Origin of the sequence: Streptomyces sp. 147326, assembly GCF_045000215.1 — a bacterium.
In the GTDB taxonomy this organism is placed as follows: domain Bacteria; phylum Actinomycetota; class Actinomycetes; order Streptomycetales; family Streptomycetaceae; genus Streptomyces.
Map to the genome: position 1 here is coordinate 3,106,460 of NZ_CP134201.1, position 18,183 is coordinate 3,124,642.

Here is an 18,183-nt window from a genome sequence, read left to right on the forward strand (position 1 = left end):
GCCTCCCGCGCGGGTCAGAGGTCTGACCGCAGCCTGAGCACTTCCGGTGGGGGGTGCCGGGTCGAGGTGTGCCGGACCTCCGCCGTGAGCGGCGGGTCGAGCGGCCGGAAGGGGACCTCCCCGAGGCCGATCGCGGTCACGGTGGCGAGAGTCGGGGCAGTTGACGTGGCCGTGGCCGTCGCCGTCGCCGTGCGCGAGGCCAGCTCCGCCGCCACCTCCGCGCGCAGCGCCGCCGTCAGCGGGCTCGACACCAGCGGGGTCTCGTCCCCGACCGGCAGGACGAGCACCAGGGCGAGCGGCCGGCGCGGGGTTCCGGTGTAGCCCACCACCGCCGCGTCCCGGACGTCCGTGTGCCTGAGCTTCTGCCAGCCCCGCCGCCCGGCCGGGTAGGCCTGGTCCAGCCGTTTGACGACGAGGCCCTCGATCCCGCTGGCGGGCAGGGTCTCGTACCAGGTGGCGGCCAGTTCCGGGTCGGTCGTCATCGGCACGGGCTGCAGCGGCGGCCCGAGCGGCAGGAGCAGGTCGACGAGGAGCGCCCGGCGGCGCTCGTACGGGCGTGCGCGCAGGTCGAGCCCGGCCAGTTCCAGCACGTCGAAGGCGGCGTACGAGGCGGGCAGGCTCTGGGCGAGGACGGCGGCCCGCGCGGCCGTGGCGGCCGCCCGCCGCTGGACGAGGGCGAAGTCCGTGCGGCCGGCGTGCCAGACCACCACCTCGCCGTCGAGGACCGTCGCTGCGGGCAGCAGCAGCGCGGCCGCGGCCAGGTCGGGGAAGGCGCTGGTCACGATGCGGCCGGAGCGCGCCTGGAGGACCACGTCCTCGGCCGTGCGCACGATCACCAGCCGGTGGCCGTCGAACTTCGGCTCGTACGCCAGTCCCGCCGCGCGCGGCAGGGTGCGTACGGCGGCGGCCAGCGCGACGCGGATCACAGCCGGCCCCCGGGCAGTCTCCCGGCCCGGTCCGGGTCGGTCAGCGGGGCGAACAGGTCCCCGTCGCGCTCCAGCCGCGGCGCGATGTCGTCGGCGAGGAAGACCAGCCCGGCGGGGGTCCGGCAGGCCTCCACCTCCTCCCAGGACACGGGCGCGGACACGGTCGGCCGCGCCCGCGCGCGCAGGGTGTAGGGGGCGGCGGTGGTCTTGGCGGCGGCGTTCTGGCTGTGGTCGACAAAGACCTTGCCGGGGCGCAGGGCCTTGGCCATGCGGTGCACCACCAGGTCGGGGAGCTCGCGCTCGGCCTCCTGGGCGAGCTGCTTCGCGTACGCCGACACCTGCGCGGACGGGGTCGGCTCCAGCGGCACGGCCAGGTGCATGCCCTTGGAGCCGGAGGTCTTGGCGTAGGCGTGGAGGCCGTCGGCGGCGAGCCGTTCGCGCAGCCAGAGCGCGGCGGCGCAGCACTCGACGACGGTGGCGGGCGCCCCGGGGTCGAGGTCGAGGACCATCCGGTCGGCGACGGCGGGGCTGCCGGCGGGCCACTGGGGGGTGTGGAGCTCCACGACGAGGTTGGCGGCCCACATGAGGGAGGGCAGGTCGGCGATGACCACCTGCTCGGCGGACAGGTCGTCGGAGCGGGGCACGGGCGTGGTCTTCACCCAGGTGGGTGTGCCGGGCGGCGGATTCTTGGTGAAGAAGAGCTGGCCGTCCGGTCCGTCGGGATAGCGCAGGAAGGACACCGGCCGGTTGTGGACGTGGGCGAGGAGCGGGCCCGCGACGGTGGCGTAGTAGTGGAGCACCTCGCCCTTGGTGAAGCCGGTCTCCGGGTACAGGACCTTGTCGAGATTGCTGAGCGTGATGCGACGGCCCTCCACCATGGTGATCGGCGTCATACGATGAGACTGCCACGAAACAGGAGGAATCGTGCGATCCATATGGAACGGGGCAATCTCCTTCGGCCTGGTCAGCATTCCGATCAAGCTCGTGAACGCCACCGAGAGCCACTCGATCTCCTTCCGCCAGATCCACCTCGGCGACGGCGGGCGGATCCGCTACCGCAAGGTGTGCGAGCTGGACGGCGAGGAGGTACCGAGCGCCGAGATCGGCAAGGGGTACGAGGAGGCCGACGGGTCGGTCATCCCGATCACGGACGAGGACCTGGCGCAGCTGCCGCTGGCGACCGCGAAGACGATCGAGATCATGTCGTTCGTACCCGCCGACGAGATCGATCCGCTGCAGATGGACGCGGCGTACTACCTCGCGGCGAACGGGGCGACGGCGGCGAAGCCGTACACGCTCCTGCGGGAGGCGCTGAAGCGCAGCCAGAAGGTCGCGATCGCCAAGTACGCGCTGCGGGGGCGGGAGCGGCTGGGCATGCTGCGGGTCGTCGACGACGTGATCGCGATGCACGGGCTGCTGTGGCCGGACGAGATCCGGGCGCCGGAAGGGGTGGCGCCGGAGGTCACGGTGTCGGTGCGGGAGGCCGAACTCGACCTGGCGGACGCGCTGATGGCCACGCTGGGCGAGGTGGACATGGACTCGCTGCACGACGACTACCGGGACGCCGTCGAGGCGATGATCGCGGCGAAGGCGGGGGGCGGGTTCGAGCCGGCGGAGGCCGTGCGGGAGCCGGCCGGGGGGCAGGTGATCGACCTGATGGCGGCATTGGAGAAGAGTGTGCGGGCGGCGAAGGCGTCTCGGGGGGAGGCGGAGGCGGGGGCCGAGGCCGGGGCCGAGGCGGAGGCGGAGGCCGGGGGCGAGGTGACGCCGATACGGCGCAAGGCGCGGGCGCGGGCGGGGGGTGCGGCTGCTGCTGCGCCGAAGGCGGTGGGCGGGAAGAAGTCGACGGCGGCTTCGACGAAGAAGACTGCGGCGGCGGCCGCGTCGAAGAAGAAGGCGACCACGGGCAAGTCGGCGGCGGGCAAGTCGACTTCAGGTGGGGGCGGGGCCGGGTCCGCGGCGGCGAAGAAGACGGGTGCGGGCGCGAAGAAGGCGGCGACGCCGCGGAAGCGGTCCTCGGCCTGAGGGGTGCGGGGCGGGGCGGGGCCTGCGGCTTTCCCCGCCCCGCCCCTTCCCCAAACCGGGGCTCCGCCCCAGACTCCATGCCTCAGACGCCGGCGAGGCTGGATTTGTGCGGCCCGGCCGGAGCGCGCGGCCCCGGTGGGGTGCGCCTCAAACGCCGGCGGGGCTGGGTTGGGTGGCCCAACTGAAGCGCTCGGCCCCCGTGGAGTGCGCCTCAAACGCCGGCGGGGCTGGATCGGGCCGCGCAGCCGGAGCGCTCGGCCGCCCGTGGGGTGCGTCTCAGGCGTCGGTGGTGGGTCGTGCGGTGGTGGTGTGTGGGGGGAGCCAGGTATTCGTGTCGCGGGCCTGGGCGAAGAGGGTTTCGATTTCTGGGGGTTTGAGGGTGGTGGGGGATCCCGTGAGGTCCGGGGTGGCCGTGGGGGTATGGAGGATGCGGATGTCGCGGACCGTGGGGGCCTTGTCGATGCGGGAGGCGTCGACCAGGGCCAGGGCAGGGGTGACCCGGGCGGTCAGGGCCAGGGAGGCGCGGGCCGCCGCGCGGCGGATCCAGCGGGGGTCCGGGCGGGGTTCCGTGCGGCCCACCGTGAGCAGGAGGTCGCCGACCACCGCGCGCTGGCGCCGGCCCGGGATCGTACGCACGCAGAAGATCCCGGCCGGGCCGATGAGCAGGTGGTCGATGGTGCCGAGGCCCGGGAGCGGAACGCAGTGCACCGTCCGCCAGCCGTCCGGCTCCAGGGCGTCGAAGGCGTCGCCCATCCGCTGCTGCGCGGCGAGTTCCTGGCGCAGCCGGTGCCGGGCGCGGGTGCCCGCCGCGCCGTGTTCCAGCTCGCCCAGCAGGGTCTCGCCCGGGCGGTTCGGGGCCAGGTCCGCGTCCGGTGGGAGGGCGAGGCGCCGCAGGTCGGCGGCCGTGGGGACCGGGGGCGGGCCGATCGAGACGGTCCCGCTCAGATAGGGGCGCAGCACCGCCAGGATCGCCTCGCGGTGGTCGTCCGCGAGCACGCTGATCCGGTTGGCCTGCCGGTCGTACCAGGCAACCGCCTGCCCGTCGGGCAGGTTGACGTACAGCCGGCCGCGGCCGGGCCGGCCGCTCGGCAGTACCTTGAGTCCGCGCATCGCCCTCACCCCCCGCCGTCCATGGGAGCAGCCGGAGCGCCGCACCACAATCCCTCGGTTGTGTAACGACTCCGACGGAACGTTGCGGCTTCGCTGTTACACGTCCGGGGCTCGGCCGCAACGGCCGACGCCTAGGTTTGACCCACCTGGACGCGCCAGGTCCTGATCAGCACCGAAGGGCTTCCCGTGAGCACCGTCAGCCGCCGCACCCTCGTTCGCGCCTCCACCGTGACCGCATGTGCCGCAAGCCTGCTGGCGCTGCCCACCGCCGCCGCGCTGGCCGAGGGGGTGCCGGCGGCCTCGTCCGCGCACTCCGCCGCCCCGTCGCGGACCCTGGTCAAGAGCCTGTCCCTCGCGGACGACGAGTCCACGGCGAGGGTCTACCGCATCGCCAGGGGCGCGTACCAGGCCGAGATCCTGACCGCCGACGGCGCCAGGGCGGCCACGCTGACCAGCCGTGACGGGATCACCGACTTCGCCGCGGCCGGGGACCTGCACGCCGCGCTGGACTCCACCGGGCGGCTGACCTCCTGGGTCGGCGACAACGCCGCGCAGGGCGGCGGGCACGCCGTCGCGGGCGACGGGCACAAGACCGGTACGCGCAGCGGGCACGTGCTCCCCGCCTCGGCTCCGCAGCAGCCGGCGACGGGCCGCCTCCGCGACCTCGCTTCCCGGCCCGCCGACGCGCCGCGCCTGAGTACGCTGGCCGACGGTCCGGGCGAGGGCGTGCTGCTGCTCGCGGCCGGCGGCGGGATCGCGGCCGTCGGCGCCGCGGGGCTCGGCTTCGCGATGCTGCGCCGCGGGCGCACGGACAGCTGACATCTCAAAAGGGGCGTACCTCCGCATATGGTTGACGAGATCGGCCGTCGTCGTAGCGCGGACAGGAAGGCACGGGAAACTGTGAACAGGCATGGCACGTCTCGCCGGTTCCGGTTCCGGTTCCCGTTCCACGCCCTGGCGGCCCTGGCCCTGCTTCCGCTGCTGGCCGGCTGCGGCGACACCGGCGGGCTGGTCGGCGCCGGCGCCACGCCGACCGCGAGCGGGCCCGTCCACCTGTGGCCCGACCGCGCGGGGGCGTCCGTACCGCCCGCCGATCCGGGCGGGGCTCCGCCCGAGTACGTCAAGGGGATCCCGCCCGTCCGCGACCAGGACGTGCACGGCGTCGACCCGGTGGCCCTCGTCCAGGCGGAGCTGCGGGCCCACCCGGACACCGCCGTCGGCGCCGACGGGATGCCGCCCGAGACCGCGGCTGCGATCAGGGCCTGCGGGAAGGACGAGGGCGAGAACGAGGAAAAGGACGCAGACGCGGATGCGGATGCGGATGCGGATGTTTCGGCGTGCCCGGTGCTGACCCCGTACTACCGGGACCTGACGGGGAACGGCAAGGACGAGCTGATCGTCGGCATCGAGTTCCCCGACAAGATGATGTCCGTACGGGTGTACACCGCGGACCCCGACGGACGGCTCAACCGGATCATGGCGACCACGGAGACCGTCATCTCGGTGGAACTGGCCGGGCGGGACGTGGTCCTGCGGGTGCCCAGCGGGAACCGCGGCTACGAGCTGATCACCGCCTGGTCCTGGGACGAGAAGCAGCTCACCATGCTGCCGACGCGCGAGCAGATCGTACGGGTGCCCTCGGGTCCGCAGGGCCCGTCGAGCCGCGGGCCCGGCCCCGCGCCGGTCCGGCCATGAGACCGAAGCCGGAGCCGAGGTCTGGGCCTGGGCCGAAGCCGAAGCCGAGGCCTGGGCCTGGGCCTGGGCAGGAGCCGAGGCCTAAGCTGCCCGCCTGGACGGCCACGCTGACCTGGAAGTCGGCCTGCTTCATCGTGGTGATGTGCTGCTCGCTGGCGGCCGTGCTGGGTGTGCTCGTGCACGTGGAGGTGACCCGGCAGACGGTGGCCACGGCACGCGAGAAGGCGCTCGGCAAACTGCACGACGTCTCGCGCGCGTACGAGGCGGGCGAGGCCCTGCCGCGCGACGCGGGGCTGGATCCCGTGGGGCTGCCGCCGGAGCTGCGCGCCCTCGCCCTCAGCGGGCAGCGGGGAACGGTCGTGGCCGACTACCGTGGCCGCCCCATGATGTGGGCGGCCGCGCCGGCGGACGGCCGGGCGCTGGCGACCGCCGTCGACTACGGGCAGAGCGCGCGCACGATCAGCGGGCTCGACAACGCGATCATCGGCTCGTCCGTGCTGGCGATCGGCGGAACGCTGCTGGTCGGCGCCTTCGCGGTGACCCGCGTGACCCGGCGGCTGCACCAGACGGCGACCGTGGCGCGGCGGATCACCCAGGGCGACCTCGACGCGCGGGTGGACGACCCGCGGACGAAGGACCCCACGCGGCACCAGGACGAGGTGGCGACGGTGGCCGGGGCGCTGGACACGATGGCGGGGAGCCTGCAGTCGAAGCTGGAGAGCGAGCGGCGGTTCACGGCGGACGTGGCGCACGAGCTGCGCACGCCGCTGACGGGGTTGCAGGCGGCGTCGGAGCTGTTGCCGGAGAGCCGGCCGACGGAGCTGGTGCGCGAGCGGGTACGGACGATGCGGCAGCTGACGGAGGACCTGCTGGAGATCTCCCGGCTGGACTCGGGCAGCGAGGCGGTGGAGACCGATCTGCACCAGCTGGGGCGGCTGGCCGGGCGGGTGGTGCGGGCATCGGGGACGGACACGGAGGTGGTGATCGTCCGGGACGCCCACGTGGAGACGGACCGGCGCAGACTGGAAAGGGTGTTGGGGAACCTGGTGGCCAACGCCCACCGGCACGGCCGACAGCCGGTGGTACTGACGGTGGACGGGCCGGTGGTGACCGTACGGGACCACGGCGACGGCTTCCCCGACTACCTCCTGGCACACGGCCCGCAGCGCTTCCGCAGCGGCGGAGGCAAGGGCCACGGGCTGGGCCTGACGATCGCGGTCGGGCAGGCGGCGGCGATCGGCGCACGGCTGGAGTTCCGCCGGGCGGAGGGTGGAGGGGGCCTGGCGGTCCTCTCGCTGCCGGGCTCCTAGCCGGTTCCTGGCCGGAGGCTCGGCGGGTGAGGGGCATGGCTCCCGTGCAGGGTCCCCTCCGCAGGCTCGGCGGGCGGGGGTGCGGGTCCCCTGCCGGGGGCCCGGCGCTGGTGCGTTGGGCCCCGCTCCCGTTCGTGTGCCTCCTGCGGGCCCCGCGGCCGGGTGTGGCTTTGCCGGGGGCGGTCGCAGGGGTGGGGCCGGGCACGCCGCTGGCCTCGCCGGCCGGGTTGCGGGAGCCGGCGCATCGGTGCGGCCTGGGCCGGCCGCCGCTGGCCTCGCCGGCCGGGTTGCGGGAGCCGGCGGATCGGCGCGGGTGGGGCCGGGCGCGCGCCGGGGCGTCTCCTCGGACGCCGAACGTGACGGGGGGTCGGAGGGCCGGGGCACCTTGCGTTCGACGCCCTGCGGGGAGCGCCCCGACACACACCCGGCCCCTGCGGAACCAGCGGCCGGGCGTCATTCGGGGCTGCAGCGTCCCGGCCGGCCAGGCCAAGGGCGCCCCGGCACACAGCCGGCCCCGGCGGGAGCGGTGCGCGGGCCGGTGTCGGGCGTCGCCGCCTCCGTGGCTGCTGTGTTCCGCCACGCGTGCGGCCGTGCCGTCAGGTTCGGGGGGTCTTCGTCCAGGGCCAGCGGGGCTTCGGTTTCTGGCCCGTCGGGCGGAATTCGTACTTCCAGCCCTTCTGGAGGCCCAGGCGCTTCGAGTAGCCGGCCGGGACGCGTTCGTACAGCAGCACCGTCGGCGGGCCGTCCGGCGTGGGGACGGGGATCTCGTACCACTTCGGGGGGTGGCCGGTCGGGCCGAGGAGGATCGGGAGGACCCGGCCGTCCATCGGGCCGCCCTCGAAGGGGGTCGGTTGGCTTCTCACCCCACCAGTGTCACAGCAGGTGGGCGGCCTCGGAGACCACCGGGATGACGCGGCGGGCCAGGACCCCGACCGGGCCGTCCGCCGATTCCAGCGCGAGCGCGGCGCGCGCGGCCGCCGCGGTTTCCGGGTCAGTGGCCGCGGTGGCCGTCAGCAGGGCGATGAACTGGTCCAGCAGCCAGTCACGGAGCCGGTCGACCTCCGGCTGCTTGCCCTCGTCGATCCATATCAGGGAGGCCGCCTCGACCGCCGTGATCCACGTACGGACCATCATGCGGAGCCGGGGGCCGGGGGACGGGACGCCGAGGTGGACGAGGATCTGGTCCGCCGCGGCCCGGCGGATGCCGTCCACCGTCGCCGTGGTGCGGGAGGTCTCCACGACGCTGCCGCCCTGGAGGAGGGCGGCGAAGCCGGCGTCGTGTTCGTCGACGAAGGCGAGGTAGCGGTCCAGGGCGCGGGCCAGGCGCCGGGTCAGGGGACCCTGCTGGGGTTCGGCGAAGCAGAGTTCGAGGAGGTCCGCCGCCGAGCGGAGGGCGGCCTCGTAGAGCTGCTGCTTGCCGCCCGGGAAGTAGCGGTAGACGAGCGGGCGCGAGACCCCGGCGGCCTCGGCGACGTCGTCGAGCGAGACCTCCTCCGGCGCCCGGTGCGCGAACAGCGAGAGGGCCGCGTCGAGGAGTTGGGCTCGCCGCTCCTCGACGCTGAGCCTGCGGTAGGCGCGTACGGTCATGACCGCAGGGTAGCCCGACGGCGGCCGCCCGGGCCCTGTCCGGGCGATCTCCGCGGCCCCCCGCGACGCCCGGCCAGGGCCTAGGCCAGGAGTCCGGAGCTCTTCCACAGCTTCCGGCCGACCCCGCGCAGGACGCCGATGTCGTCGAGGAAGTCGGTGAGCCGCTTCGCGCCGGTCTGCATGACCTCGCGGCGGTGGCCGCTCGCCCTGACCTGGGCCACGGCCTCGCGGCGGTCCAGGCCGACGTTGTCGTAGACGGCCGGGTTCACGAAGGCGAGCGAGAACACGCGGGCGGCCTCGCCGCAGCTGATCCGGGTGAGCTCCTGCTCCCAGCGCGGGGCCGTCAGCATCTGGCGGCGCAGTTCCTCGCGGGCGTAGCGGACGTGCCGGGCCTCCTCGATGACGTGGATCCGGGTGACCCCGCGGACCAGCGGCTGGACGCGCTCGTCCGGGAAGGTCAGGCGCTGCATCCAGTCGAGGATCTCCTCGCCAAGGAGGGTGCAGGCGAAGGAGCCGGGGGTGGTGGAGACGGTCTTCAGGATCCGGGCGAGGTTGTGGTTGGTGCGGGAGACCGGGTACTCGGGGCTGCCGCTCTGCTTGATCATGCGGGCGAACATCATCGAGTGGCGGCACTCGTCGGCGATCTCGGTGAGCGCGTAGCGCACGTGATTGCTGGTCAGGGACTTGTCATAGATGTGCCGGACCATCAGCTGCATCAGGATGATCTCGAACCAGATGCCGAGCGAGCCGAGCGCCGCCGCCTCGTGCCGGGAGAGGTCGATGCGCTGTTCCTCCCCCATCTTCTTCCACAGCGGGGTGTCGTAGAGGGAGAGCAGTTCGGGCGGCCAGTAGTACTTGCCCTCGACCGTGGGGGCGTCCCAGTCGAGTTCCTTGTCGGGGTCGAAGGAGTGCTTGGCCGAGGATTCGAGCAGTCGCTCGGCGATTTGCTCCCGGTCCTTCAGCAGGCCGAGGGCGTCCCTGAGCGCGGCTCGTTCGGTCACGGTCGTCATGGTTTCGGACACCTCGTGGTCGAGTTACCGGCGGTCACTTCTTATGAGACTGCCTGTCAGCAAGGTCGTCAATCCCCCGCGCACGACTTGTTGACCCCGTGTCTACCAACGTGTGACCCTGCCAACTGTCCGGTGCCGCACGGCAGTACGTGAGACGAGGGGGCGTCAGTGTCGACGCACGAGCTCTACACCGAGGACCCGGGCGAAGCCGTCTGGCAGGTTCCCGCCTCCGGCTCCGCCCGCTTCAACTGGGAGTACGACGACGGCCGCGAGCGGCTCCTCGCCCTCTACCAGAAGGGCAAGGACAAGCAGTGGGACGGCGCCAAGCGCATCGACTGGGACATCGAGGTGGACCCGTACGATCCGCTCGGCACGCCCGACGAGGCGCTGACGCTCTACGGCACGCGGCACTGGGCCAAGCTCACCGAGAAGGACAAGGGCGAACTGCGCCGGCACTACGCCGCCTGGAACTTCAGCCAGTTCCTGCACGGCGAACAGGGCGCGATGGTGTGCGCGGCCCGCATCGTGGAGTCGGTGCCGGACCTGGACGCGAAGTTCTACTCCGCCACGCAGACCATGGACGAGGCCCGGCACGCCGAGGTCTTCGGGCGCTTCCTGCACGAGAAGGTCGGGATGCTGTACCCGATCAACGACAGCCTGCAGGAGCTGCTGGGCGACACCCTGCGCGACTCCCGCTGGGACATGCCGTACCTGGGCATGCAGGTGCTCATCGAGGGCTTGGCGCTCGCCGCCTTCGGCATGATCCGCGACACGACGGACAAGCCGCTGCCGAAGCAGATCCTGGCGTACGTGATGCAGGACGAGGCCCGGCACGTGGCCTTCGGGCGGATGGCGCTGCGGGACTACTACAAGCAGCTGACGGACGTCGAACTGCGCGAGCGCGAGGAGTTCGTCATCGAGGGCTGCTACCTGATGCGGGACCGGCTGCGCGGGGTGGAGGTGCTGGAGAACTTCGGCATCCCGCGGAAGGAGGCGGAGGAGTTCAGCGAGCAGTCGGAGTTCCTGCACCTCTTCCGGAAGCTGCTGTTCAGCCGGATCGTGCCGTGCGTGAAGGACATCGGGCTGTGGGGCGAACGGCTCCAGCGGGCCTACGTGGACATGGGCGTCTTCGAGATGGGCGACTCCAACCTGGACCTGCTGATGAGCCAGGACGAGGAGATCGCCGAGGTCCTGGACCGCGAGCGCTTCGCGGCCGAGGAGGCGCGGCGGGTGGGGGAGGTCGAGGCGACGGTACGGGAGGGCGCCGCCGATGGCGCCGCCGGCTAGGGCTGCGGATCATCGGCGGGGCGGGGCCGGGGGCCGCGGCCGGGGCTGGGGCGGAGAGCCGGGGCCGGGGCGGAGAGCCGGGGCGGAGGGCCGGGGCGGAGGGCCGGGGCGGAGGGCCGGGGCGGAGGGCCGGTTGGGCCGGGGCCGGGCCGGAGGGCCGGTTGGGCCGGGGCCGGGCCGGAGGGCCGGTTGGGACGGGGCCGGGCCGGAGGGCCGGTTGGGCCGGGGCCGGGCCGGAGGGCCGGTTGGGCCGGGGCCGGGCCGGAGGGCCGGTTGGGCCGGGGCCGGGGCGGAGAGCCGGGGCCGGGGCCGGGGCGGAGGGCCGGGGCGGAGGGCCGGGGCGGAGGGCCGGTTGGGACGGGGTCGGGGCGGAGGGCCGGTTGGGACGGGGTCGGGGCGGAGGGCCGAGGGAATTGCGTTCGGCGCCCTGCGGGGAGCGCCCCGACACACACACCCGACCCGGCATCACCTGAAAGAGACGGGCTAGGGGTTCGTGGCCGCGGAGGACGCCGGGCCGGAGGCCGCACGGCGGGCGCGGACGACGGGGGTCAGGCGCGCGTGGCCAGCGCCGCCTCCATCACTGCCCGAGCGATCGGCGCGGCCGCGCTGTTGCCGCTGATGTCGCCCCGGTCCGCCGCCGCGTCCTCGACCACCACCGCCACCGCGACCGCCGGCAGGGGAGCGCCCTCGGCCTTGGCCCAGGAGATGAACCAGGCGTACGGGGTGCCGGCGTTGCCGACGCCGTGCTGTGCGGTGCCGGTCTTGCCGCCGACCACCGCGCCCGGGATCGCCGCGTTCCGGCCCGTCCCGTTCTCCACGACCTTCACCATCAGTTCCTGCATGCGCAGCGCGGTGGCCGGGTTCATCGCGCGGCCCAGGCTGCGCTGGTCCCCGCGCCGCACCGGGGAGCCGTCGTCCTGGGTGGTGCGTTCCACCAGGTAGGGCGACTTGAGCTCGCCGCCGTTGGCGACCGCCGCCGCCACCATCGCCATCTGCAGCGGCGTGGCCTTGGTGTTGAACTGCCCGATGGAGGACAGGGCCAGCTGGTCCTGGCTCATGTCGGTGTCGAAGTTGGACCGGGACACCCAGGAGGGCACCCGCAGCGCCTCCCCGTTGAATCCGAAGCGGCGGGCCGCCTCCGCCATCCCGCTCAGCCCGACCTGTACGCCGATCTTCGCCATCACCGTGTTGCAGGACCACTGCACCGCGTCGGCCATCGAGGCGTCCTCGCAGCCCGTGGCGGCGTTCGGCAGCAGGGTGCTGGTCCCCGGCAGCGGGTAGGGGTCGGGGGTGCGGGTCGGCGCGTCCACGTCGGTGACCACGCCCGCGTCGAGGGCGGCCGCCGCCGTCACGATCTTGAAGGTGGAGCCGGGCGGGTACGTCTCGCGCAGCGCCCGGTTGAGCATCGGCTTGGCCGGGTCCGCGTTCAGCCGCGCCCAGGCCTCCTTCACCCGCGCGCCCGTCCCGGACAGCTCCGCCGGATCGTACGAGGGGCTGCTGACCAGCGCGAGGATCCTCCCGGTGGCCGGCTCGACGGCGGCGACCGCGCCGCGCTTGCCCGCGAGCCCTGCGTACGCGGCCAGCTGCATGCCGGAGCGGACGGTGGTGGCGGCGTTCCCGCCGGCCGGACGGCCGCGGGCCAGGTCGTACCAGAGCGGGAAGGCCGAGAGGCCGGGATCCGTGCCCGACAGGACCGCGTCCTCGGCGCGCTCCAGGAAGCTGGTGCCGTACGTCTGGGAGGAGAAGCCGGTGACGGGGGCGTAGAGGGGGCCGTTCGCGTACGTGCGCTCGTAGCGCAGCAGCTGGCCGCTGTCGCGGGAGCCGGTGACGGGCCGGCCGTCGACCAGGATGTCCCCGCGCGGCTTCGCGTAGCGCTCGATGGCGGAGCGTTTGTTGGCCGGGTTCGCGCCGTAGGCGGCGGACTCCCAGACCTGCACACGGGCGATGTTGACCAGCAGGGCGACGAGCAGCAGCGCGCAGAAGTACGCGCACCAGCGGATGTAGCGGATCACTGGGCTCCCTCGTCGGCGGGGCGCGGCCTGCGGGCGCTGTCGCTCAGCCGGACCAGCAGCGCGACGATGATCCAGTTGGTCACGACGGAGGAGCCGCCCTGGGCGAGGAAGGGCATGGCCATGCCGGTGAGCGGGATCAGCCCGGTGACTCCGCCCGCGATGACGAACACCTGGAGGGCGACGATCGAGGCGAGCCCGGTGGCGAGCAGCCGGCCGAAGGGGTCGCGCAAAGCGAGCCCGGCGCGGAAGCCGCGGGCGACGAGGAGCCCGTAGAGGAGCAGGATCGCGGTGAGGCCGACGAGGCCGAGCTCCTCGCCGGCGGTGGCGAGGATGAAGTCAGACTTGGCGGCGAAGCCGATGAGGAAGGAGTGGCCGTGGCCGAGCCCGGCGCCGAGCAGGCCGCCGGCCCCGAAGGCGAAGAGCGACTGGGCGAGCTGGCCGGGGCCTTCGCCGCGTTCGATGGAGGCGAAAGGATGCAGCCAGTCGTCCACGCGGCTGTGCACGTGCGGTTCGAAGGTCCCGACGGCGTACGCGCCGAGGGCGGCGAGCAGCAGTCCGATCGCGATCCAGCCGATCCGCCCGGTGGCGGTGAACAGCATGATCACGAACAGGCCGAAGAACAGCAGCGAGGTCCCCAGGTCCCGCTCCAGGACGAGCAGGCCGACGCTGAGCAGCCAGATCGCGAGGATCGGGCCGAGGACGCGGCCGGGGAGCAGGCGCAGCTTCCAGAAGAGCCGGCGGCCGGTGAGGGCGAGGGCGGTGCGGTTCGCGGCGAGGTAGGAGGCGAAGAAGACGGCGAGCAGGATCTTGGCGAACTCCCCCGGCTGGAAGGAGAGTCCGGCGAACCGGATCCAGATGTGCGCGCCGTTGACCGCGGGAAAGAAGACGGGGACCAGCATCAGCACGAGGGCGGCGGCCACCGAAAGGTAGGCGTAGCGCTGCAGCACGCGGTGGTCGCGGAGCAGCGCGACGACGAGGACGAAGAGCGCCATCCCGAGGGCGGACCAGCGCAGCTGGTCCCCGGCGGTGAGGTGGCCGGGGGTGGTCGCGTCGAGGCGCTGGATGAGGACCAGCCCGAGCCCGTTGAGCAGGACGGCGATCGGCAGCACGAGCGGGTCGGCGTACGGGGCCCTGAAGCGGACGGCGAGGTGCGCGAGCAGCGCGGCGGCGCTGAGCCCGGCGGCGTACCGGCCGGCGAGGGCGGGGACGTGGCCGGTGGTGGCGAGGCCGACGTAGAGGTGGCCGAGGACGGAGACCAGGACGGCGCCGGCGAGGAGCGTCAGCTCGACGCCGCGGCGCTTGGGGGCGCCGGGGGGCGGGGGCGCGGGCTCCGTCACCTTCGCCGTCAGAGCGGTCATACGCGAAACGTAGCAAGCAGACGGATGGTATGTCCGCTTATGTCATAGTGTGCCGAAGAGTCGTCAAAAACGGTCACACCTGAGGAGCCGAGGCGTATGGGACCCGTGGAATTCATCGTCCTCGCCTTCCCGGAGGAGCAGCTGCGGGTCCCCGCGATCGAGGCCGTGATGGGGCTGCGCAAGACCGGGGTGGTCCGGCTGATCGACGGGCTCGTGGCGACGAGGACCGCCTCGGGCGACGTGCTCGCGGCGGAGTTCGACGAGTTCGTGGAGCTGCACGGCCTGCTGACGGGACGGGACGTGGCACGGCTCATCGGACCGGAGGACGTGCAGGAGGCGGCGGGACTGCTGGAACGCGGGAGCTGCGCGCTGCTGCTGGTGGTCGAGCACGTGTGGGCCGAGGACGCGGCGATCGCCGTACGGGCGGCGGGCGGGCGGATCGTCGGCTCGGTCCGCATCCCGCCGGAGCGGATCCCGGCGGACCCCCGGGCGGGGGTGGCCTGATGTTCATCCGGCCTGTGGGAGCGACGGTCCGCCCGGCCCAGCGCCCGGCGGGGCACCCACTGCTGCGGGGCATGCTGGCCCGGGCGGCCGGGGCGGCGCAGGACACGACGGGCGCGGTGGGCCCGGACGAACCGCCGCGCCGGGGCCTGTTGGCGCGGGCGGTCCGGGCTGCGCAGGCCCCGGCGGAACAGGAACAGGAACCTGAACCGGAACCTGAACCTGAACCGATGCCTGAACCCGAGCCTGAGCCTGGACCCGAGCCGGAGGAGGAAGGGGGAGGCGGCCGGGGGACGGCCGCCCCGACGGCGACCGCGCCGAGCCCTCTGGTGGCGGAGCTCCGGCAGCTGGCCGACCTGGCCCGCGAGGGCCTGCTGACCCCGCAGGAGTTCACGGCGGCCAAGGCCCGCCTGCTGCGCGACTGACGCCGCGCGGCCGCGTCACACGGCCGGACTCTTCCCGGTGCGGCGCCCGGACGCCGGGGCCGGGGCGGCCCCGCAGACGACGCCGGCCAGCGCGAAGCCCGCCACGGCCGGGTTGACGTAGCCGGGAACGGATTCGGCGGCGTAGCGCCCGCCGCCCGTCGTCTCGCGGACGAACCGGAGGGGCACGTAGTCCACGGTGTAGCCGACGACCTTCGAGGCCCGCTCCTCCTGCCCCGGTGTCCGGCAGGGCAGGAGCGGCGAAGACGAGGCTCCGCCGTCCTCCGCTTCGACCACGGCACCGGCGACGTGGAGCAGCCCCCACCGGCGTCGAACCGGTTTTCGAGACCGGCCCGCCGGAGACCGGCGCGGACCACCCCGGACCGCCCCGGGCCTCCCCCAACCGGGTGGCGCCCCGCGACCGGCCGACACCGTTGGGCGATTTGTCATACCGGGCGTGGCAGCATCGGCCGCCTCGGAGGTGATCCCATGTCACATCGGCCGCTTCGCGCCGCCTGCATCGCCGCGGTGCTCCTCGTCGCCGGACCGGTCCCGCGTGCCGGGGCCGAGCCCGCCCGCCCCGAGGCGGAGTCCGTCGGGGTCCTGCTCACCCGTCTGCAGGGGCTCTACCAGAAGGCCGAGGAGGCCACCGAGGCGTACAACGCCACCGAGGTTGCCCTCAAGGCCGGCCAGGAGGAGGAGCGGCAGCGCACCGCCGACCTCGGCCGGGCCCGTACCGCCCTCGACTCCGAGAGGGCCCTCGTCGGGCGGCTGGCCCGGGAGCAGTACCAGGGCACCCGGGGCCTCTCCCCCTACGCCCGGATGCTGCTCGCCGGCACCCCCCAGGCGGCCCTGGAGCAGCGTCGGCTCACCGCCCGCGAGGGCGCGCGGCGGGCCGGCGTACTCGGCCGGCTCACGCGCGGCGAGAAGAAGGCCGACGAGCTCGCCGTCCGGGCCCGCAAGGCCCTGGACACCCGGCAGACCCTGGCGGCGCGGCAGAAGCTCCACAAGGACGAGGTCGCGGCGCAGCTCAAGGAGGTCGAGCGGGTGCTCGCCTCGCTGACCCCCGAGCAGCTGACCCGGCTCGGCGCGCAGGAGGACAAGAACACCGCGGCCGCGCAGCGCGACCTGCTGGACTCGGGCCGGCTCCCCGCCCGTACCGGCACCCCCACCGCGGCCGGCGGCGCCGCCCTCACCTACGCGGCGGCCCAGATCGGCAAACCGTACGTCTGGGGCGCCGAGGGCCCGGGGTCCTTCGACTGCTCCGGGCTCACCTCGCAGGCCTGGGCGCACGCCGGGCGCACCATCCCCCGGACCAGCCAGGAGCAGTGGGCGCAGCTGCCGAAGGTGCCGCTGGACCAGCTCCGCCCCGGGGACCTGGTCGTCTACTTCCCCAAGGCCACGCACGTGGCCCTGTACGTGGGCGAGGGCAAGGTGATCCAGGCGCCGCGGCCGGGGGCCAAGGTGAAGGTCTCGCCCCTCGCCGCGAATCCGCTCCTCGGCGCCGTACGCCCGGACCCGGGCGGCACGCCGCTCGCGGAGTTCACTCCCCCGCCGCTGCCCGGGGCGGACGCGACGGGCACGGCGGGCAGGGCGGGGGACGAGGACACCGGTTACTCGTCGGAGGACGCACCCTCCGAGGTTGCGGCGACCGACGAGGCGACCTCGGCCACGTAGTCCGCCGCGTCCTCGGGGTCGTAGAAGTACGCGTCGAAGTCGGCCGGGTTGTCGAAGCCGTTGGCGAAACGATCCGCCACCGGCTGCAGCTGCCCGGCCGCGCCGATCAGGTTGAGCACGTGCTCCGGCGGGACGCCCAGCATGGCGTTGGTCCACTGGGTCACCGGCTTGCCCGTGGTGAACCAGTACTTGTCGAAGGTCGCCTTCATCCACGCCTCGTCGAACGGGTTGTCCCCGTGCATCAGGATCGAGGAGAGGTACGAGGCCGCGCACTTGGCGGCGGAGTTCGAGCCCTGTCCGGTGATCGGGTCGTTGGCGACGACCACGTCCGCGACGCCCAGCACCAGCCCGCCGCCGGGCAGCCGGCCGATCGGGTTGCGGACCACCGGCGCGTAACGCCCGGCGAGCGTCCCGCCCGCGTCCGTCAGCTCCACCTTCGTCGCCCGGGCGTACTCCCACGGCGTGAACTTCTCCATCAGCTCCAGCGTGAGCGCCAAGTGCTCCGACGGGTCCTTGATCCCGTTGAAGACGTCCAGCGGGCCGCCCGGGAGGCCCTCCCAGAACAGGATGTCCGCCCGGCCCGAGGTGGTCAGGGTCGGCATCACGAACAGCTCGCCCACGCCCGGGACCAGGTTGCAGCGCACGGCCTCCGTGTCCGGGTGCTCGGCGCGCGGCCCGAGCCCGTGCACGTACGAGACGGCCAGCGCGCGCTGCGGGGCGTCGTAGGGGGACCGCGCCGCGTCCCGTCCGAACATCGACACCAGCTCGCCCTTGCCGGCGGCGACCAGCACCAGGTCGTACGTGCGGGAGAAGTAGTCGAGGTCGGCGACGGACGCGCCGTGGATGACCAGCTGCCCGCCGCGCTGCGCGAAGGTGTCCAGCCAGCCGGCCATCTTCACGCGCTGGTCGACGGACTGCGCGTACCCCTTGAGGCGGCCCAGCCAGTCGACGGCGCGGCTGGCGTCGGGGGCGGCGACGGAGACGCCGAGGCCCTCGATCTTCGGGGCCTGCTGCTCCCAGAAGTTGATCTGGAGGTCGCGCTCGTGCTGGAGCGCCGTGTCGAACATGCACTGCGTCGACATGACCCGGCCGGTGCGGATCTCGTCCGCCGTCCGGTTGGACATGAGGGTGACCTCGTACCCCTTCGACTGGAGGCCGAGGGCGAGCTGGAGACCGGACTGGCCGGCTCCCACGACGAGTATCTTGCGCATCTCACGTTCTCGATTCGGGAGTACGGGGGTACGGGGGTACGGCCTACCGGCC

At 73.8% G+C, this 18,183-nt stretch carries 18 protein-coding genes; 8 read left to right on the top strand and 10 right to left on the bottom strand.

Features of this window, described 5'->3' with window-relative positions; genetic code table 11:
• Positions 1–14: 14 nt before the first annotated feature.
• On the bottom strand, positions 15–923 hold the full coding sequence (locus RIU97_RS13485) for an ATP-dependent DNA ligase (protein WP_404962833.1): 909 nt from the start codon (positions 921–923) through the stop codon (positions 15–17).
• A complete protein-coding gene (ligD, locus tag RIU97_RS13490) occupies positions 923–1,819 on the bottom strand; it encodes a non-homologous end-joining DNA ligase (protein WP_404956507.1) in 897 nt (298 codons plus the stop codon). The genes RIU97_RS13485 and ligD overlap by 1 nt, the downstream gene beginning before the upstream one ends.
• Positions 1,820–1,850: 31 nt before the next feature.
• Between ligD and RIU97_RS13495 the strand changes: the two genes are divergently transcribed.
• Positions 1,851–2,951, top strand: coding sequence for a Ku protein (locus tag RIU97_RS13495; RefSeq protein WP_404956509.1), 1,101 nt, complete (start codon positions 1,851–1,853; stop codon positions 2,949–2,951).
• Positions 2,952–3,227: 276 nt separating this feature from the next.
• On the opposite strand, the gene RIU97_RS13500 is transcribed toward RIU97_RS13495, so the two are convergent.
• On the bottom strand, positions 3,228–4,061 hold the full coding sequence (locus tag RIU97_RS13500) for a nuclease-related domain-containing protein (protein ID WP_404956512.1): 834 nt from the start codon (positions 4,059–4,061) through the stop codon (positions 3,228–3,230).
• A gap of 186 nt (positions 4,062–4,247) precedes the next feature.
• Here RIU97_RS13500 and RIU97_RS13505 point away from each other — a divergent pair, with 186 nt between their 5' ends.
• From RIU97_RS13505 to RIU97_RS13515, 3 genes are all read left to right on the top strand, one after another.
• The gene (locus RIU97_RS13505) at positions 4,248–4,880 is read left to right on the top strand and encodes a hypothetical protein (protein WP_404956514.1); all 633 of its coding nucleotides are present in this window, start codon (positions 4,248–4,250) and stop codon (positions 4,878–4,880) included.
• Positions 4,881–4,961: 81 nt separating this feature from the next.
• Positions 4,962–5,756 carry a hypothetical protein gene (locus RIU97_RS13510; RefSeq protein ID WP_404956516.1) on the top strand — a complete coding sequence of 265 codons (795 nt, stop codon included), beginning with the start codon at positions 4,962–4,964 and terminating at the stop codon, positions 5,754–5,756.
• Between the two features lie 140 nt (positions 5,757–5,896).
• Positions 5,897–7,066, top strand: coding sequence for a histidine kinase dimerization/phospho-acceptor domain-containing protein (locus tag RIU97_RS13515; RefSeq protein ID WP_404956518.1), 1,170 nt, complete (start codon positions 5,897–5,899; stop codon positions 7,064–7,066).
• Between the two features lie 596 nt (positions 7,067–7,662).
• Here RIU97_RS13515 and RIU97_RS13520 read toward each other — a convergent pair.
• The 3 genes from RIU97_RS13520 to RIU97_RS13530 all read right to left on the bottom strand — a co-directional run bounded on the left by RIU97_RS13520 (position 7,663) and on the right by RIU97_RS13530 (position 9,663).
• Positions 7,663–7,929: a hypothetical protein gene (locus tag RIU97_RS13520; RefSeq protein ID WP_404956520.1), complete on the bottom strand. Its 267-nt coding sequence runs from the start codon at positions 7,927–7,929 to the stop codon at positions 7,663–7,665.
• 10 nt (positions 7,930–7,939) lie between these two features.
• Positions 7,940–8,653, bottom strand: coding sequence for a TetR/AcrR family transcriptional regulator (locus RIU97_RS13525; RefSeq protein ID WP_404956522.1), 714 nt, complete (start codon positions 8,651–8,653; stop codon positions 7,940–7,942).
• Positions 8,654–8,733: 80 nt separating this feature from the next.
• Positions 8,734–9,663 (bottom strand): diiron oxygenase, encoded by a 930-nt coding sequence (locus tag RIU97_RS13530; RefSeq protein WP_404956524.1) that lies wholly within the window; start codon positions 9,661–9,663, stop codon positions 8,734–8,736.
• Positions 9,664–9,831: 168 nt separating this feature from the next.
• Here RIU97_RS13530 and RIU97_RS13535 point away from each other — a divergent pair, with 168 nt between their 5' ends.
• Positions 9,832–10,950, top strand: a complete 1,119-nt coding sequence (locus RIU97_RS13535; RefSeq protein ID WP_404956526.1) for a ferritin-like domain-containing protein — start codon at positions 9,832–9,834, stop codon at positions 10,948–10,950.
• A 548-nt stretch (positions 10,951–11,498) separates the two neighbouring features.
• On the opposite strand, the gene RIU97_RS13540 is transcribed toward RIU97_RS13535, so the two are convergent.
• Both RIU97_RS13540 and RIU97_RS13545 read right to left on the bottom strand, forming a co-directional pair.
• A complete protein-coding gene (locus RIU97_RS13540; protein WP_404956528.1) occupies positions 11,499–12,962 on the bottom strand; it encodes a penicillin-binding transpeptidase domain-containing protein in 1,464 nt (487 codons plus the stop codon).
• Complete coding sequence (locus RIU97_RS13545; RefSeq protein WP_404956530.1) at positions 12,959–14,320, bottom strand: FtsW/RodA/SpoVE family cell cycle protein; 1,362 nt, start codon at positions 14,318–14,320, stop codon at positions 12,959–12,961. The genes RIU97_RS13540 and RIU97_RS13545 overlap by 4 nt, the downstream gene beginning before the upstream one ends.
• Positions 14,321–14,416: 96 nt before the next feature.
• Here RIU97_RS13545 and RIU97_RS13550 point away from each other — a divergent pair, with 96 nt between their 5' ends.
• Positions 14,417–14,824, top strand: a complete 408-nt coding sequence (locus RIU97_RS13550; protein WP_404956532.1) for a DUF6325 family protein — start codon at positions 14,417–14,419, stop codon at positions 14,822–14,824.
• 227 nt (positions 14,825–15,051) lie between these two features.
• Positions 15,052–15,246: an SHOCT domain-containing protein gene (locus tag RIU97_RS13555; protein WP_404956534.1), complete on the top strand. Its 195-nt coding sequence runs from the start codon at positions 15,052–15,054 to the stop codon at positions 15,244–15,246.
• Between the two features lie 15 nt (positions 15,247–15,261).
• On the opposite strand, the gene RIU97_RS13560 is transcribed toward RIU97_RS13555, so the two are convergent.
• Positions 15,262–15,540: a hypothetical protein gene (locus tag RIU97_RS13560; protein WP_404956536.1), complete on the bottom strand. Its 279-nt coding sequence runs from the start codon at positions 15,538–15,540 to the stop codon at positions 15,262–15,264.
• 192 nt (positions 15,541–15,732) lie between these two features.
• On the opposite strand from RIU97_RS13560, the gene RIU97_RS13565 reads away from it, so the two are divergent.
• Entirely contained in the window at positions 15,733–16,920 is a 1,188-nt protein-coding gene (locus RIU97_RS13565; protein WP_404956538.1) for an NlpC/P60 family protein, read from the top strand.
• Here RIU97_RS13565 and RIU97_RS13570 read toward each other — a convergent pair.
• Entirely contained in the window at positions 16,857–18,131 is a 1,275-nt protein-coding gene (locus tag RIU97_RS13570) for a styrene monooxygenase/indole monooxygenase family protein (protein WP_404956540.1), read from the bottom strand. The genes RIU97_RS13565 and RIU97_RS13570 overlap by 64 nt on opposite strands.
• Between the last annotated feature and the right edge of the window lie 52 nt (positions 18,132–18,183).